Here is a 17,649-nt window from a genome sequence, read left to right on the forward strand (position 1 = left end):
GTTGTTCACTCTCCACACGCTTACGGATGTTCTGCACGAAATAAAGCAGGTTTTCGACGCGAGGAATACGTTTTAATTCTACTTGCTGAAGCTTATCGCATATCAGTTGCAGAGTTTTTTCCGTACGCAGCAAAAGGTTTGTATCGGCGGTGAGAAGGGAAGGGTTCTGGCGCAAGATACTACCGACACGGTTATTAAACCATTCCAGCATATCTGAGCGGGCCTGATAGTTCTGAGGCCAAAAGTGTTCCCATTCCGCAGTAATTAACCCTGCCAGTAATTCGCATCCTTCGCAAAAACCCGCCAGCCCGTTAATCCTCGTGCGTGCCAGGGTGTAATAGGTGGCGCTATGCAGGTCAACTCCATTGCTTTTAAAAAGTGTTAGTGCCAGAGATTCGACGAGCCGCCAATTCACTTCTGGGTGAGTGGGATGATTGGCTTTATTCACCTCTTCCCGAATAGCACTAAACTCAGGCAAGCTACGTGGATCTTCACCCAGTTTGATGATCAATTTTGTGTCGCTCATACTGTCATTCCCTGAATATCCCCGGCGCTGCCACCGGGGAATAACCATTAATACAAAGTATCCGGAAGGGTGAAATCGCTAAAAAGCCCGCCGGTGAATGGATTGTCCTGAGTGTCTACGTGAATCCGATAGATCATATGGCCACCGTCGACATTAAACCGAACATCAAACGAGCCATCTTCAACGTTGGTCAGTTGGCCTGCATCTATCAGGCGGAATTGTGCCCATGGCCCGCTAAAGATGATGCTACGAGGTGCGCCACCACCCGTTCCAATGAGCGTGAGCTTACTTTCAGACCCTTCTCGCATGGTGTTTGGCCACACCAGATGAGCCGTGAAATTGCGCCCATGGCTGTAGTCCAATAACTGCCCATCCATATTCAGAACGCTGCGGCGCTTATTGGCGGACAACTCAACGGTTTCTGCGGCATATTGCGTCCCTAAACCACTTTGTTGCGTGAAGAAGGTGTCGCGAATTTTTTGTGCAGTTTCAATTTGTTGCTGTACATCCTGACGGATCAAGACCTGCCCGTCTTCGCCCAACGTCAGTTTGCTTTCAATAAACAGTTTGAGGTTTTCCTGGTAGAAGCTATCGAGGATCCCGGCTGGTTTGAAGAAACGATCAAAAGCATCCAGCGATGCATCTTGTTCGGCTTGTGGATCAAATGGATAGCGATCGGCTAAAGTCTGCTGCCAGGCTTTCACCACTTTTTCGTTCCACTCGACTTCCATGTAATGAACCGCTTCTATCATCACAACATGCCAGGCCTGATCGGCAAGTTTGCCCACCCATCTGTTCAACGGAGCTGGAAGCGTTTTTGCTAACTGGCGTGTCGCAAAGATAGGATCGCTGCTGTTTTGATCAAGGCGAAGCTGCACAGCTTTAAGTGCAGATTTACCCGGCACCGGCGAGTTATGGATGGCGAGCAGATACCGATGCAACTCGGTTAATTGCTGGTACACCGTCTGCAATGTGCTGTCTTTGTCTTTACCCTCGGCTAGCACGCTGTTTTCAGGAGCAAATTCGCGTCCAAGACGTGTCAGCAACTGGAAGTCCAACGCAGACATCATCGCTTCGCGAGTTTTATCCGGCAGGTTGGCTGGTGGAGGTGGCGATTGAGTATTGTCACGGAGCGCTTGCAGAGCGCGGTAAAAAGGCTGATCGCCACTAATTATCTGCTCGAGCGCATCAATCACCTGTTGCATGTCCTCATACTCCCGAAGATCGAGATTGTTCAGAGCTGCCTGCCAGGTCGCGGTATAGTCGCTGATATATTGCTCAGTAATATGCCGCTGAATCTCTTCACGATCGGCGGCACTGTAGGTCACATCTTTGGTGATATTCAGTACCCAGCTATCCAGCGCGGTAAGTTCAACCAGGCTGTCGCGCTGCTTAACGAAATAGCTTTGCAACCCGTAACGCGTCAGGAATTGAGGAACGGAGAGATCTTCTTCTTTATTGGCAACAAACACTTTGTCAAAGCTTGGCCCAATTTGATCGCGCAGGTTCAGGTCTGCAGGCAACACGCCTAATGCTCTGGTGCGCAAACTCTGGTAAACGCGCTGATAAATTGAGAGCTTACTGAGCTCTTTCTGTGCCGCTGCAATAGGTTTCGTATAGGGTAGAAAACGATTAATTGAATCGTTATCACCTGCCATGCGTTGCGCCTGCCAGTTTGTATGTTCAAGGGCATAATCCAGATGCGCCATAAGTTGCCCCTGCAAGCCTCGCTGACCATGGAAATTGTCACTCCAGCGTTGCCCCATATATTGCTCCACCACTTTGTTATCGCGGCCACTTTTATCTTCGAGCATGCGGATAACCCTCAGTACCGCGAGTTTTTTCTCACTTTCAGGCTCCGCATTGTTCAGGTCCCGAATCAATCCGTTTAGCAGTGCCGGTAAATAGCGTTGCTCAAGCAGTTGCAAGTAAGTTCTCTCGACATAGGGGCCAATTCTTCTTCCTTGATAAAGAGCCATATCGGTGAGGGCGTTATGTTCACGATAATCACCGTAAGCAAGCGTGGCGTCTCGAATGGGGTTGAGCAGCGGTAATTGCAGATTGCCAAGCTCATCAATGCCCTGCGGTGGTGGGATATCCATAAAGGATTTTGCCTGCGCAAGAACGGTGACACCCGAGCGGTAATTCGATTTGTAATAGTGATGCCAGCCAGCAATACAGGCGATTGCCGCAACCGCTCCAATAGCGGAAAAGACAGTGAGTTGACGTTTGTTTTTCCCAAGCCACACGCTGTTTTCGCTTGCCAGATTAGGTTCTGCCAGCAACGTTTGGGGGAACAGTCTGTGGGTAAAATAAGGCTGTGTTTCGACCATTGGCCAGGAGGTCATTGCATTCTGTCCCAGTCGGTATTGCGCTGCGGCTGACTGAATAAACATGTCGTCTACCTGACCACGTTGCAGCGACGAAGTGAGATAAACCCCGCGCAACATCACTGCCATATTGTCACCTGCCAGCAAACCTGAAATAAGGGCTTCCAGATGCTCGATAATTCCCTGAACCTGACGACTAAAGCTAAATAAAGTACTTCGCTGGCTGCTTTCCACATGATTGAGTGACAAATTCGGTAGCGCCTGATTAAAACGCTCCATCCACTCTTGCCAGAAAGCATGTAACTCCTCGCGCCAGCGCTCATTTTCGTGAGCACCTGCGGTAAAAGTGACGCCCAACGTTGCATCCCGCTCTTGCTTATCAAGCGGTTGGAAAAGTGGGGCGAATCCAAAAAGCAGATCAAGTTTTGTTAAGGTGATATAGACCGGCAGTTCGCAATGAAGCTGCTGGCGAATATCCTGAAGACGTTGGCGCAATATCGTGAGTTGACGCTCACGTTGATTTTTATTTGCCGTTAATAGCTCGGGCAAATCCACGGTCAGAATAATGCCGTTAAGGGGCTGACGATGACGCTTCTGGTTTAGCCAGTCCAGCCAATGTACCCATAATCTCGCGTTAGAATTCGTTTCTTCCTGCTCACTAACCGGCTGCTCGATAAGCGCCCCGTCGATATCGAAAATAACTGCATGAGCGCCGACCCGAGGTGAAATATGCCAGGTTGAGTTATTCTCGCCGCGAACTTTTTCAGGTGCGTAAATGGTATCGGCAGAATAGCCCTCTCCTAAAAGTGTACTTTTCCCGCTTCCAGAAGTGCCAATGATCATATACCAGGGTAAATGGTAGAGATAATTACGCCGTGCCAGATGGCGTTGCAGGCGTAATAACCAATGGTCTAGATGGCGCTGTTGCTGGTGGATCTCCAGGCTAATCGGATCCTTTTCATGCTGGCGTTGCTGCTGTTGCAGAGTTTCAAGAAACTGCAATCGTTTAACGATACGTAATGTTAGCCATGTCAGTGCAATCAGTACCCAGACGGCCGTTGCCAGCCAGCGGTTAGCCTGCGGAGCGAGTGGATGTTGGTCGCCCAGCATCCAGGTTGGCCCCTTCCACCAAATCCAGACCAGTGATAATACCCAGCCTACAATCAGCAAAATCATTGCGGAGATTTTTAACCTCGGCATTGCTGGTTTAAGTGTCGGTCTTAGCGCTCTTAAAAAGCCGGGTTTAGAAACTTTGAACACAATAAAACTCCTGTTTAAACATCACTGTCCGTCGTGATTTTTTCTTCTAATTGTTTAAGTAAGACGGGTTCCCACTGAGATAACGTCATCTGACATGCTGTTTGATGCAGCATTTTGTATTGCTGACGTGCAGAGGTGACCAATCCGGCTTGTTCAAAAAGCTGGGCGCCAAAAAATTGTCGGTAAAATTGATCTCGTGGTTCGTGAACTTGTTGCTGGTATTGATCGAGCAATTGCAATGCAGGGGTAAGGCCTTGCTCTGAAAAGCACTGCCAAAGAGTTTCTGTATCGCTATTACTGCTCAGAGAAGAAGTAGAAGCCGTTTTTGCTGCATGCGTATCAAGCCAATGCTGTGTCGTTTGTGACAAATACGGGGAATAATCGTTGAACAGTAATGTTTTTAGCGCCGGAATTCGGTTTAAGAAATAATTAAGCTCATCACGTATCGCTTCTGCGGTATCTGAATACCCTAGCTGCATTGCAATTCGGGCTGACAGACAGTGTCCGTCGAACCAGTAAGGCGTCAGCAGAAGGCTCTTCTCAACCTGTTCCCAGAGTTCACTATTTGCGGATGTCAGACGAGCCTGGTAATCCTCCATTAAATCGACAGAGAATGCCGCCAGCTGCGTTCTTCCATCAACTTCCGCCTGTGGGGCGCTGGTGATAGTTTGCCAGATAGCGTAGCGACGCAGACGATATCCAACCGGGCATTGAGGATTGCGCTCGCATAGCAAATCCGCGACTTTTAAAAGCGTTTGTCTCCAGGCTTTATCGTCATGATTTTCAATAGAAATAGTGGGGAGAGGCGTACTGATAGCCGTTGATAAATTGGCTGGTGTAGTCGCTAATACATTTTCAACTGGTGCAGAAGCATGTTCGAAAATATGACGCTGATAAAGCGAAATTAACTCATGTGCGGTCGCGGCAAGTTGCTCGCAGCCAGCCTTTTGCCAGAACGTTGAGAGTTGAGCAAATTCATCCAACATCGCTGTATGCTGGGTCTGGTTTGAATCACTCGCAAAGCCTGCCGCAGCAGCCTCAAAACGAGAGAGTATCTGCTGCGCGAAGCGGTTTTTATGAGCCTCTTTATGCGGCCATGACGGCTTCCAGAATCGCTGTAAATATTGATTGAGCAGTTGAACGGAAAGTATCAACTCAACCGCTTTCCCGGAATGTTGCAGTGTTCGTAGCAGATGGACTATTACGCGAAAATCTTTGCTTTCGTTCGCCAGTAATTTCAGGGAACGCTGCTGTATTTCAGCAATATCCAGCTGTGAGTGATTAAGCGACCCAAGCTTAACCATTTCCCTGTCAATGTATTCCCAGTCGGCATTACTTTCGCTGAGCACAGAACTGATTTGTTCTTCTGATAGAGAAGCGACAACGTGTTCAACCCATGTCTGCGATGTTGAAATATCCATATTAGCTCCCTTGTAAAACTAGCTTGCCCAATGGCAGGCAGCCCGCATTGGTTCAAGTGTTTTTTCCAGATCGGTAATGGCAAATGTCATCGCATGCAGGGAAGGTTGCGACTGGCCTGCAATGTCTACCGTCAGCGTCTGCGCAGCGAAGAGTTGTTTGATTTCATCGATCCCTGCCAGGCCTCGGCTGGACTCAAGAAGTGAATCGCTTTCACGTAAAAACCAATGGACGTTAAGGTGCGTTTTTTCCGTAGTAATCGACAGATTTGGTGCACTTTTAAGGGGTTCAGGTAAAGCAATTTGCATTCGAGTGATGTTATCAATGCAACTGAACATCAAAACCGGGCGAGGGGGCACACTTCCCAGCGCAGGGGTGGTAATCACCACTGAAGGGCGCTCACCCTCCGTTTGCCGGGTTATAAAAGTGGTGGAGTGATCGTCGCGCTGCAGCTCCTGGTTATAGGCTCGCATCCAGGCGTCGCCCTGCAATTGGGCTTTTTTTAGCGCGCCGGCAAATCCAGGATATTGTGGTGCCAGAGCATGGTCGTAACAGTCCAGTCGCACCAGCGAAGCCGGTTCGGCGCGACAGGTTAGCATCGCTTTTAGCGTGTCTTCTGTGGGGAAATTATCGAACTGAGTCGAGGCGCAATTGGCTTGTAGCGGTATTAAAGCCAGCAATATGCTGGCTAATGTCGATCCCTTCATCAGATGCCTTGCGCCTCAGTTGCCGCATCTTCAATCTCTGCGGTGAAACGGTGCTCATCAACAGCGATGTGCACACGCTGGATGACTGAACCCGCTGCCATTTTTTGCAGCAGCAGTAACGAAAGCGGCGGCAATACTTCACCATCAATGACGGATTCGAGCATGCGGGCACCGTTTTCGGACCGCGTGACACGAAGCATGATTTCTTCACTGACTTGCTCTGTAATTATTGTTTCAGCACTGAATCGCTGGTTTAGCAAAGTAATGAGCCTTTCCAGCTTAGCGGTGATAATGGTTTTTAAGGTCTCATCTGAGAGGGGCAGGAAAGGAATAATTTCCATACGCGCCAGCAGGGCCGGCTTGAAGAAATCGGCCAGTACCGGATAAAGTCCTTCATGAAGTTGCTCTGGGTTTTGCGCATGTTCGACGATGACCTGATAACCCAGGTTTGAGGTAAGGAAAAAGACCACGTTTTTGCAGTCGATCAGGCGTCCTTCGCCGTCGGCCATTTCGCCTTTGTCGAAAGCCTGATAGAAGAGATTCAGCACATCCGGGTGCGCTTTTTCGACTTCATCGAGCAAAACGACGGAATAAGGTTTCTGGCGAATCGCTTCTGTCAGCACACCACCTTCGCCGTAGCCGACATAACCTGGCGGCGAGCCAATCAAGCGTGAAACGGTATGTTTTTCCTGGAATTCCGACATATTGATCGTGGTGAGATACTGGCGGCCGCCGAACAACAACTCGGCAAGTTGCAAAACGGTCTCTGTTTTGCCGACGCCGCTTGGGCCTGCCAGCAAAAATGCACCCAATGGGCGCCCCGGGCGGCGCAGGTCAGCTCTCGCCGTCAGAAGATGTTTATGTAACTGTGCAATGGCTAGCGTTTGGCCTTTAATTTTGTCGCCGAGCCATGTCGGAAGCTCAGTAATTAATGTCATTTCGCTTTGCGACAAGCGGTTAAGCGGTACGCCTGTCCACTCTGCAATCACCGAGGCAATCTGGCGCTTATCAACATGCGGGGAAACCAACAATTGCTGTTGATGCAACGTATCCAATTCGACCATAAGCGACTGAAGTGTTTCTCGTTTTTCGGGCAGTGTTGTTGCAACATTTTCTTCACTGTTCATCAGTAGTTCATGACGCAGCGCCACAATGCGCTGCACCAAATCCTGCTGGTGGTGCCAGCTTTCATTCAGTTCGCCGAGCTGTGCGTTCGCCTGTTCATGAAGCTGATGTAATTCGAGCAGGCGAGCATCGTTTTGCGGCAAACCAATTTTATGCTCGCGCTCCAGCTGATGGATTTCTGCCTGGTACTGATGGCTCTGCGTTGTGAGTGCCGAGATTTGGCGCGGAGGGGAGGAAATATTAATTGCCACGCGGGCGCAGGCAGTATCCAGTACATCAATCGCTTTATCCGGAAGCTGACGGCCAGAAAGATATCGCTCGCTGAGTGTCGCGGCGGCCTGTAATGCTTCATCATCAATTAACACGCCGTGAGCCTGCTCGTAGACAGAGGCCAGTCCGCGCAAAATAATAGTCGCTTCAGCGGCGGTGGGTTCGTTTACCTTAACGGGCTGAAAACGCCGCGAAAGTGCGGCATCTTTCTCAAAATATTTTTTGTATTCACTCCAGGTTGTCGCCGCGATGGTTTTCAGTTCACCACGAGCCAGCGCGGGTTTAAGTAGATTGGAAATATCCAACCCGCCCTGTTGGTTGCCTGCACCAATAAGCGTATGCGCCTCATCGATAAATAAAATCACCGGAGTTGTGGCCTCACGCACTTCCGTCATGATCCCTTTGAAACGTTTTTCGAACTCGCCTTTAACGGATGCTCCAGCCTGAAGCGCACCTAAATCGAGGGTCACGAGTTCTGTATTCAACAGCTTTTCCGGGACCTGACCATGGATGATACGTAGAGCAAGCCCTTCAATTAGCGCACTTTTACCTACACCCGCCTCGCCAACCACAATGGGATTGTTTTTCCGTCGGCGACACAGAATGTCGATCATCAGATCAATTTCGGCATCGCGACACAGTACGGGGTCGAGTTTGCCGTTGCGTGCATCATTCGTCACATTGGTGGAGTAGCGAGCGAGCAGACTCTCTTCGTTGTGTGCTATCGCCGATGTTTTGGCATTGTCATCAAGAATGACGGACTCCGCAGAGTCTTTGGTGCAAGAGGTAAAATTCAGCCGGAGCAAGTCGCGGTTTATCTGCGCCAGTAATTGCGCTGCGGCTGGCGGTACGTAGCGCAAAGGCGTATGAAGCAGGGCAAGCAGTAAGATTCCGCCGCGTAATTGTCCAAGCTGCATCTCGGCGGAAGCCAGCAGCCATGCATCTTTAAGCCATTCCACCAGTAATGGTGAAAAACTTGGGTAGCTATCAACGGATTGACCTTTATATCCACCGACGAGAGTCAGTGCGTCGCGTAGCTCCCCGAGGTCAATCCCGGAATATTCGGCGATAACACGGACATCGCTACGCGGAGTTGCCAGCATTTGTATCAGGACTTGCGCGACGGTAATTTCTGATGCTTGCTGGTTGACGCATTCAGCCGCTGCCATCTCCAACGCTTGTTTTGACAAAAGATTCAGCCGGTTAACCAGCGTAGGTAAATCAATCTGGATCATCTCAATATCCTTATTGTTATCTCAGCAAGCCACTTAGCTGCTGCAAAATGTCCTGGGTCTGCGCGTTCAGGCGCAGTAGATAAAATAAATAGGTCGCGAGGAGAAGGGTGATACCGCCTACGAGCAAATGCTTAATGCCCAGGCGTTTTACTAAGCGGTACGGCGAATGCTGGTTTCTTTTATCCAGATGCAATAGCGGGAAGGGACCATCCCCACGCAACTGGTGGAGTACGTGGTGTAAGCGGCGAAATATATGTTCGAATTCATCGTTGTTTTGCATACTGACTTTATAGCGGCCACGGAATCCGAGCGAAAAACATAAGTACAGAAACTCAAGTAGATCGCGATATCGTTTCGGTTCACCAATCAGCCTTTCAAGCAGAATATAAATCTTCTCACCGCCCCAGGTTTCATTATGAAAATGAACCAACAGTGATTGTTTTACCCATTCGTTCTGGCTTGACCAGCCCTGGCCCAACGCCGCTTCATCAATGAAAGTACAAAGAACATAACGAAACGAAATGATGGTCCCAGGCTCGTAGCCATGGTTCTGCAGTAGTTGCTCAATCGCACGAATATCAGTAACAACCTGGCCAAAAAGATGGTCCGGTAACCCACGACTGCTCATGGTTTTCAGACGCAACACCATGCCAAGAAGAGGGGTTGCTCCATCAATCATTGGATTCAGACTATTGCCGCGAAGCGCCAGCCGATACTGGCGTTGGTTATCGTCATTGGTTTCATCAGTGAAAACCGATGCTTCAGAGAGTTCGCTCATAGCGTTATCCTCTTATTGCCCAAAGCTGTAGCTCGAGTTCCGGGAAGTTCCCGGAGACGTGCAAAGCGATTCCGTTGTGACGCACAATTTCCGCCCAGGCCAGGCTGTTTTTATCCAGGGTGAAGTAGACATAATTGGCGTGATACGGGATCTGGCGAGGAGCGGTGGAAAGCGGCACCAGCTGAACCCCCGGAACTTGAACGCTTACAACATTGCGGATTTTTTCCACGGAGCTGATTTTGGATTGCTGCACAAATTGGCGATGTAATGTTTCGTGTGGCATTTGCGATTTCACCGCCAGCACAAAGGTTGCGGATTGCAAAAGAGTTGAATCATTAACGATGGCGGCGTAAATGCCATCCATATAAGTAAATGGCAGATTCATCGCGCGTGGAGCTAATACCGTACTTAGCGCTTTGCGTAATCGAGGCATTATCTGATTAAACGTTTCGGTCAGATTTTCCTGCTGATAGAAGCCAAGCTTTTCAGACAGGCGACTCTCTTCTGTGAATGTCACAAGCTCGCCATACAATGAAATCAAATCCAGATAAAAAACCTCAGGGTGTAAGCGAGCCAGCGCAGAGCGATGAGCGAATTTTGTCTGATTGCGGTTAAACATCTGTAGCATCATAAATTCGGCAACATCGGCAATACCTTGTTGCGAAGGTGCGCCAATACGTTTTGCCAGTTCTTCGGCACGGTTAGTGACAGAGGAGGTCACTTCTCCCAGATAACGCGTCAAGGCGGTGCTGGAATGAGTCGTCATAACGCTGGGAATAAATTCGGGATCTAGCTCCAGCATCCCATTGGGATGGCGTTCTTTAATGCGACATAAAGGGATCGTCACCCAGGAACTTAAATCTTCGGCTCCGCTCATCAGGCAAGGAAGTAATTGACCCAGAGCGAGAGCGCTGGCATCGCCTTCATTGGTGTGAAGATCGCGAACATCGCTGTAGTTAATACGGTAACGCCCCGAAGATTGTCCTGCACTATGCATCCCTTCAACTTCATTAATCACATCGCTAATGATTGGCAGAGCCAGATAAATTTCGCGGCTGGCCGAAGTCTTTAACTCATTAATTAGCAGCGGCGCGGGGATAATATCCTGGTCTGGGATGCTAAATACTGTTCCATCGGACATACATCCGATCGCTTTATTAATACTGATTTTGCCATGCTTAAGTTGAGTTTCATCAATATCCAGATCGGTAAAACCCCAGTTGATATTACTCAGCGCCAGCAGACGATTCTGTAGAACATAATCGTTATGTCGTTGCTGTTGCTGAAAATGCTGGGGTTTAACAAATAAACCTTCCTGCCAGATAACTTTATTTTTCATGGTTGCCACGATCGTTATTCCTCTTTTTTTAATTCGATACTGCTGTCGCGCACATGTACCAGCAGGTGATAGGTATGTCCGATACCTTCAACAGATGTTATTTGCTTCCATTCTGTAATTTGATCATCAGCGAAATAGGCCACTACGCCGATATAACGAGTTACCGGATTCATTTTTATCAGTGGTAGCGTTTTAATGGTGTTGGGCAGTAAGCTGAAATCCTGGTTGTCGATATAGTTTTTACCCAATACCTCATCAAGCTTGGCACCCGCAATAAGATCAAAATCAGCATCTTGCAGCTTGGAGTCTTCACTCATATAAATAAGCTGAATGCTTACCGGCAAACCCTCGCCACTTTCGTTGGCATTAGCGTCCGGCTCGGTCAGAAGTGTGACGACCAGTTCAGAAGGCTGCTCGGCGGCTTCGCCCACTTTAATATTTGGGTCAGCGATCACCTGGCCTAACTTTTTTGCCGTTTCGCATCCGCTAAGTATTCCTGTGATGAGACACAGAATTGCCATCGCCAGGGACCATCTCCACTTCATAGTGCATCCGACTCCCGGTCTGACCGACGCAATACGCGGTCGTAGACCTGCGCGTAAACCTCATTGAATAATCTTTCGAAACCAAGCTGCCGGCTCGAAGCCAGCTCATCGTAATAGTTGCAGTACATGTTCCATGCCCAGGCATCGTTCATTTCCAGACGTTGTTCGTGGCTGCGGCGGTACTGTGCAAAACGCGTCATTAATTGATTGGGAGAGAAGGCATCAAGCATCATGCGAAGCGCTTCAACGATGGCAGTTTGATTCGCCTGGTTGTGCAGTTTCATATTGCGCAGGCTTTCAGCGACAGCGGCTGGAGCAGACAAATGCACTGGGCTTTTTCCATCGGCAAAGAGTACGTTCAGCGCACCTTCATAGCTCAAATTCAGACGTAACGGGTTATCCTCAAGCGGGCGTAAATGCTTATCAGAAAGGCTATTTTGCTGGTGTTGCAGATCTAACAACCCTTTCACCGCTGCTTGCAAAGTGCGGCCAATCTCTTCCAGAAAATCATCTGCACTTTGCGAGTTGTGCAGTGGAAGTGCATGACCCAAGCCACGCATGAGTGGTGAAACGGCGACATGGTGGTAAGTCAGATCGTTGGCATCGTTGTGGTGTGTTTCTTCATTTTCTTTAGCGCGCAAACTATTGATATCGGGCAAATCCATGAAGTGGTTATCGATGCCACCTTTTCGAGGAGCATCCGAACCCGGCGCGGTAAGCGGGACTTGATGGCTGTACTGCATAAGAGAAGGTTCATCAAAAGCCGAGAATGTTGCATGGTGAGTTGTCAGACTCTCTTTTTGTAGGGCTGCAAGCGGGTCCGAAGAAAAACCATTCACAATCGAAGGCGCGATTTCCCGGTAAGGCAGGGTGCTTTGGTAGCTTGGTTGCCCTTCTGTGGTCAGTAACGTTTCGGTTAACCGATCCTGGTTCATCACAATGGTTTCTGGCGTCGTATTTTGCAGATCCAAATCGTCGCCTTCGCCCAGATGAAATTGTGCTTTTATACGCAGGGTGCCGATGCCGATTTCATCTCCCTGACGCAAACGAATTAAACCCGCGTTCTGAGTTACAGGCGCCTGATTTAGCTGTAAATTTCGCGTGTGTATTTGCAAACAAAAAATGCCGTCTCGCCAGACAACGGAACAGGCTTTCTCATTAATACTTTGCTTGTTGTCCTGTACAGACCAGTAACACATTTCGGTATGGCCAATATCACCGCCTTCTGTCGTAAACAGGCATTTTGCTGCCCGGCCACTTTCCAGTTCATTACCATTCATAATCTGTAATGAAAGTGACGGCTGCTGTTTATCCTCTGCCATATTGCGCTCCGTTTTTAAGGCTCTGGTTACGTTCTCACCGTGATTGTCACGTGAGGATACTGATTGGGCTGGCCGAGAAAACTCGTCCATCCCAGAAGTGAATTTTGTTCATTGCCAAGCGTCATGCCGCCCACTTGTTGCGGGGCAATTCCTAGCCGTAGATCCCAGGCAAATTGGTCACGTAATACAAAGGCAACAAATAGTGTTAATGGCAGGAAGTTTTTACCGTTGGGTAAAAAAGAAAGAAATCGTTCACGAGAGAGATTGTTTAGACATAACAAAAATTTGCAACCTCGATCGGGAATATGACCGCCGATAGAGAAGTTCTTACCCAACACCGATTTTTCCTGATATTTATTACTACCGCGCATGACACGGCTTCCCAATCTGTTTTGTTGGTCGGGAGAAATATTGACTTTACGTAATTGCCAACCGTGTAATGTCACTTCTTCATGATCAAAGCAGTGAGATATCAGGCTGCAAATAACTTCAGGCGAGCGACCTGGATTTGCCAGCGCTCCAGCGTAAGCCAGCATTTTGCTGTGATTAATCGCCAGGCGGCTGCGAATAGTTTCGCTGCCCAATCCAACAAGTGAATACATTCGTTGAGAAAAGGCATCCACACCACCATTACGGAAACAGGCGTAGTAACGATATTTACGCCAGATATGGTAAATAAATTGAGTCCAGCGGTGAGAAAACATATCGAGAAAATCACCCAGTTTTTTTTCGCCTTGAGCAGAGCCCCAGGCAAGATTATCAAGGTAATAACCCGGTAATGGCGATTGACTGCCATGCAATCCCAGAAAGGTGGTGGTCATAATAAACTGGTCGATTTTATTACGGGTAAGCGCTTGAACATCGCTTTTAGGAAAAGCAATGCTGGCATCAGCTTCAAATCGCAATACTTCATCCTGAGGTTCAGTCTGAAGGGAAATGACCTGATATTTGTCGGTCTGCTTATAAATTGCTTCAACTAAAGCATAAAAATTATAACGACAGACGTCGTGAAAGGGGTTGTTCACTGCTAAATCAGCGCGTGCTGACCCATTCTCTCCGGCCATTCGTAACACTCCTGATTATCTATATTGACGACTTTTAATTCGTGGAAGCTATTCACGCTGGCATAGAGCGAAAAAAAGTGGGAAAGCACAGTGCCCAATAAATAAAGCTCACCCTCACAAATGAATGGGGTTTGACGGATATAGATTGTTGACGCTAAACCTCTGATTGGTACACCTTTAAAAAGGTGATCCACGGGTTTGGTTTCAATCTGCTCAATGGCGTCTAGTTTTTGTTGAGATAACCTTGCTGCCTGCGGGTGCTGAATACCCGGCAAATCATAAGTACGAAGTACCTGCTTCAAGGCATCCAGATCCAATAATGAGAGATAGTTAAGACTCATATTCGACAACAGCGACCAATGCAGACTGCCATCAAGAACGGGATATAAAGGCAGTGAGGGACGTGTGACATTACGGAAGGAGGATACCGCGGGGTTTTTTCCCATTGCGCAATTGATATCACCCGTTTTGAGTTGTGCAGGTAACTCTCTGTTGGTACAGGTTAATTCTGCTGAAACAACCTCATATCCGTCACCGCTATATTCCCTTTCAGATAAGGTACCGTCACCGTGGACAAAGGAAATAAAGTGCTCAAGCCCATGATAGGAAATCGATGTTTTGGATTTAACCCGATAATATAATGCTTCCCGTTGCTGAGAATATTCCACCTGATGCTGAAAACTTTCGAAAGAAGAATAGGTACGTATTGTCGTTTCGACTGCTTTGCCTCTATGATTATTATCATAACACCAACCACTTTCGACGTTATTCACTGAGAATATGTCGTAGCACTCAGATAGTCGATGGTTTGCTTTGAGTAAATAATCAGTAGTGGTGTTATTCAACTCAATAGGCTCTGCACTTTGTGAAAAAAGATTCACTGCAGGTGTGCAATATAATCTGACTGAGTCCTGTCTTAACTTTAGATCGGGAGGCAATGGTTTTGAAAAATGCAATCGAAGAGTGAACTTTTCCGTGATTGTCTCTGAAGGTAATGAATGAATACCTCTTGCATCGAAAAAGAAAAAGCTATCTAAATAGCATAAGTATTCTTGTAATATACGATATCCGCTATAAACATTCTTTGGATAGGGAAGTATGGCATCCTGTTTTTCAAAACCTACCGGAGTCAGCCTGAAATCAGGCAGGCGAATAGTATTTTCTCCTACAACTAATTCTGCTTCTGTCATGTATTCGCAGAACCATAGATAAAGTTGATAGCGAGTATAATTATCATCATTACCTAACCAGACGCGTATTTTGTCGAAGTCCAGCGTGCTGATATCCTGCGCATTACCCAGCGAAAATGATATATCAATCATGCCATGCTTGTGACTGCTATTGGTTGTGACGTCATCAATACTGATGGGTAATAACCAAACGTCACGACTTAGCGTGAATACGCATGCGGGTAACGATTCTTCAGAGTGTTGATCGGTAGTTATTCCAGCGGAGTCATTTGATGCACTCATGACCTGCGAATCAGCATTCACTAAAAATGCAGTGGTGACCGTTTTCGGATTGGGTGTGTATTCAATGATTGTCATACTCGGTGTTGGGCGCAGGTAATTTGGCCACAATAAATTGAGCAGACTATGAGTCAATTCAGGAAATTCATCTTCAATTCTGGATCGTAAATTACCCGATAAAAAAGCAAACCCCTCTAACAGGCGTTCAACGTCAGGGTCAGCTTCTTTTTCTGCTAGAAAGGGAGCTAAATGGGGTTTTTCTTTAGCCAGTAGCTTTCCTAACTGACGAAGATAATCCAGCTCTTCTCGAAAATACCTTTCCTCAAATGACATATAACTTAATCCAGATGGTAGTGATATTGGTTGTCTAATTGCATATTAAATTCCACGACATCCTTACGGCCGTTAAAGTCTAAATGCGCCACAATATGAAAATTAAGATCCATGGGGTCATATCCATCACTGCTTACAGCATGGACATCTGCTTGCTTTATACGAGGTTCGTAATCTTCAATACATTTCTTGATGGCTTCTTCGACCGTTTTTCGAAAATCTGCTGTTGAGGCCGTTGCGTCGTTTAAATCGATGACACCTAATTGCAGTGTGCTTTGAGAACTGCCAGGCCTGGAATTAAGGATGCTGCGCAAGTTACGTTTAATCGATAATTGTAAACTCTCGATTTGCATTGAACGTGAATGACCTGATGAACCATTCTCAATACGCTCAAATAAACTGGCTGATGCTTCTCTTTTCCGGCCTGGCGTTATCATAATTATTCCTTGTCAAGCCTGCCAACAAGAGACAATTCAAAGTTGGCACCCATATATTTAAAGTGAGGGCGAACTGAAATAGCGACCTGATACCAACCCGGCTCACCATCAACATCCAATACATCAATTTTGGCTGCGCGCAGAGGTTTGCGACTACGGACATCTGCTGGTGGATTCTCCTGATCGGCAATGTACTGCTTAATCCAGTTATTCAGTTCACGTTCCAGATCATTACGAACCTTCCAGGAGCCGATTTGCTCGCGCTGTAGCACTTTAATGTAGTGAGCCAGACGGTTGATGATGAACATATAAGGTAATTGCGTACCCAGCTTATAGTTGGTTTGCGCAACTTTTCCTTCAGGGGTGGCAGGGAATTTCCTTGGTTTTTGTACCGAGTTTGCTGAGAAAAACGCGGCGTTATTGCTGCCTTTACGCATGGTTAACGTAATAAAACCTTCCTCGGCAAGTTCAAATTCACGGCGGTCTGTGACGAGAATTTCGGTAGGGATTTTTGCCTGAGTCTGCCCAAGAGCGTCAAACATATGTACGGGTAAATCGTTCACCGCACCGCCACTTTGAGGGCCAATGATATTTGGACACCAGCGTTATTTGGCAAAGCTATCTGTCAGGCTGCTCGCCAATAAGAAGGCGGTATTACCCCATAAGTAATCTTCATGGTGATGGCTAACATCTTCTTGAAAATTAAAATTTTTAATAGGGTTTTCGATTGGTGAGTATGGCAGGCGTAATAAGAAACGTGGCGCCGTTAGTCCCAGATATCGGGCATCTTCAGATTCCCGTAATGCACGCCATTTTGTATAAGAAGGGCCTTCAAAAATGGAGGCAACATCTTTGATTGTTGGCAGTTCAGTAAAGGATTTTAGACCAAAGAAATCAGGCGATACGGATGTCAGGAACGGGGCGTGAGCCATTGCGCCAACAGCGCTGACATAATTCAGTAGCTTCATGTCTTGAGCGTTATTGTTAAACGCGTAGCTACCGATAATCGAAGCAATTGGTTCACCGCCGAACTGACCATAACCTGATGAATAAACGTGCTTATAAAATCCGGATTGAACAATCTCAGGAGCGAATTCAAAATCTTCCAACAACTCTTCTTTAGTTGCATGCAGGATATTGATTTTTATGTTTTCTTTGAAATCTGTCCGGTCAACCAGCAACTTCATCGAGCGCCAGAATGACTCAACTTGCTGGAATGGCTCAGCATGCAAAATGTTATTCATTTGCTTACTTATTTTGCCATCCAGTTCAGCAATCATGCGATCAACTGCAAGTTTATTAACAGGATCCTGGTGATTACCCGTTTGCAGAATACTGGTTACGAAAGCGGCAATACCCTGGCGTGCGACATCATAACCCTCAGACTCTGGCTGAATACGGGTTTGCGCCATAATCTCATCCAGAAGTGATGTTGATTTAGCAGCAGCTCCCGCTAAGGGCGAGGAAAGTTCTTCCTGTAACGACATGTT

At 47.4% G+C, this 17,649-nt stretch carries 11 protein-coding genes and 2 pseudogenes; all 13 read right to left on the minus strand.

Features of this window, described 5'->3' with window-relative positions; translation table 11 throughout:
• Positions 1 to 205: 205 nt before the first annotated feature.
• Positions 206 to 574: pseudogene (locus M2371_RS21650) on the minus strand (type VI secretion system ImpA family N-terminal domain-containing protein); the annotation flags it as partial.
• The gene (gene tssM, locus M2371_RS15970; protein ID WP_259268150.1) at positions 574 to 4,116 is read right to left on the minus strand and encodes a type VI secretion system membrane subunit TssM; all 3,543 of its coding nucleotides are present in this window, start codon (positions 4,114 to 4,116) and stop codon (positions 574 to 576) included. The gene tssM and the pseudogene M2371_RS21650, both read right to left, overlap by 1 nt.
• A gap of 14 nt (positions 4,117 to 4,130) precedes the next feature.
• The gene (tssA, locus tag M2371_RS15975; protein WP_259268151.1) at positions 4,131 to 5,537 is read right to left on the minus strand and encodes a type VI secretion system protein TssA; all 1,407 of its coding nucleotides are present in this window, start codon (positions 5,535 to 5,537) and stop codon (positions 4,131 to 4,133) included.
• Positions 5,538 to 5,555: 18 nt separating this feature from the next.
• Positions 5,556 to 6,242 (minus strand): type VI secretion system-associated protein VasI, encoded by a 687-nt coding sequence (gene vasI, locus M2371_RS15980; RefSeq protein ID WP_259268152.1) that lies wholly within the window; start codon positions 6,240 to 6,242, stop codon positions 5,556 to 5,558.
• A complete protein-coding gene (gene tssH, locus M2371_RS15985) occupies positions 6,242 to 8,872 on the minus strand; it encodes a type VI secretion system ATPase TssH (protein ID WP_259268153.1) in 2,631 nt (876 codons plus the stop codon). The genes vasI and tssH overlap by 1 nt, the downstream gene beginning before the upstream one ends.
• Before the next feature lie 16 nt (positions 8,873 to 8,888).
• Positions 8,889 to 9,650 carry a type IVB secretion system protein IcmH/DotU gene (gene icmH, locus M2371_RS15990; RefSeq protein WP_172895464.1) on the minus strand — a complete coding sequence of 254 codons (762 nt, stop codon included), beginning with the start codon at positions 9,648 to 9,650 and terminating at the stop codon, positions 8,889 to 8,891.
• A 4-nt stretch (positions 9,651 to 9,654) separates the two neighbouring features.
• Positions 9,655 to 10,998 (minus strand): type VI secretion system baseplate subunit TssK, encoded by a 1,344-nt coding sequence (gene tssK / locus M2371_RS15995; protein ID WP_259268154.1) that lies wholly within the window; start codon positions 10,996 to 10,998, stop codon positions 9,655 to 9,657.
• Between the two features lie 5 nt (positions 10,999 to 11,003).
• The gene (gene tssJ, locus M2371_RS16000) at positions 11,004 to 11,534 is read right to left on the minus strand and encodes a type VI secretion system lipoprotein TssJ (RefSeq protein ID WP_172895462.1); all 531 of its coding nucleotides are present in this window, start codon (positions 11,532 to 11,534) and stop codon (positions 11,004 to 11,006) included.
• Positions 11,531 to 12,856: a type VI secretion system-associated FHA domain protein TagH gene (gene tagH, locus M2371_RS16005; protein WP_259268155.1), complete on the minus strand. Its 1,326-nt coding sequence runs from the start codon at positions 12,854 to 12,856 to the stop codon at positions 11,531 to 11,533. The genes tssJ and tagH overlap by 4 nt, the downstream gene beginning before the upstream one ends.
• 26 nt (positions 12,857 to 12,882) lie before the next feature.
• Complete coding sequence (gene tssG, locus M2371_RS16010; protein WP_259268156.1) at positions 12,883 to 13,920, minus strand: type VI secretion system baseplate subunit TssG; 1,038 nt, start codon at positions 13,918 to 13,920, stop codon at positions 12,883 to 12,885.
• Positions 13,884 to 15,722: a type VI secretion system baseplate subunit TssF gene (gene tssF / locus M2371_RS16015; protein WP_259268157.1), complete on the minus strand. Its 1,839-nt coding sequence runs from the start codon at positions 15,720 to 15,722 to the stop codon at positions 13,884 to 13,886. The genes tssG and tssF overlap by 37 nt, the downstream gene beginning before the upstream one ends.
• A gap of 5 nt (positions 15,723 to 15,727) precedes the next feature.
• Positions 15,728 to 16,159 (minus strand): type VI secretion system baseplate subunit TssE, encoded by a 432-nt coding sequence (tssE, locus tag M2371_RS16020; RefSeq protein WP_172895458.1) that lies wholly within the window; start codon positions 16,157 to 16,159, stop codon positions 15,728 to 15,730.
• Positions 16,160 to 16,161: 2 nt separating this feature from the next.
• Positions 16,162 to 17,646: pseudogene (gene tssC / locus M2371_RS16025) on the minus strand (type VI secretion system contractile sheath large subunit).
• Positions 17,647 to 17,649: the final 3 nt, after the last annotated feature.

This window comes from Buttiauxella sp. BIGb0471 (assembly GCF_024807715.1).
Taxonomy (GTDB): Bacteria; Pseudomonadota; Gammaproteobacteria; order Enterobacterales; family Enterobacteriaceae; genus Buttiauxella; species Buttiauxella agrestis.

Bases quoted from the DNA above. Each gene is read 5' to 3' on its own strand.
- tssE (WP_172895458.1), bottom strand. From the start codon at position 16,159: ATGATAACGCCAGGCCGGAAAAGAGAAGCATCAGCCAGTTTATTTGAG.
- tssF (WP_259268157.1), bottom strand. From the start codon at position 15,722: ATGTCATTTGAGGAAAGGTATTTTCGAGAAGAGCTGGATTATCTTCGT.
- tssJ (WP_172895462.1), bottom strand. From the start codon at position 11,534: ATGAAGTGGAGATGGTCCCTGGCGATGGCAATTCTGTGTCTCATCACA.
- tssA (WP_259268151.1), bottom strand. From the start codon at position 5,537: ATGGATATTTCAACATCGCAGACATGGGTTGAACACGTTGTCGCTTCT.
- tagH (WP_259268155.1), bottom strand. From the start codon at position 12,856: ATGGCAGAGGATAAACAGCAGCCGTCACTTTCATTACAGATTATGAAT.
- tssH (WP_259268153.1), bottom strand. From the start codon at position 8,872: ATGATCCAGATTGATTTACCTACGCTGGTTAACCGGCTGAATCTTTTG.
- icmH (WP_172895464.1), bottom strand. From the start codon at position 9,650: ATGAGCGAACTCTCTGAAGCATCGGTTTTCACTGATGAAACCAATGAC.
- vasI (WP_259268152.1), bottom strand. From the start codon at position 6,242: ATGAAGGGATCGACATTAGCCAGCATATTGCTGGCTTTAATACCGCTA.
- tssG (WP_259268156.1), bottom strand. From the start codon at position 13,920: ATGGCCGGAGAGAATGGGTCAGCACGCGCTGATTTAGCAGTGAACAAC.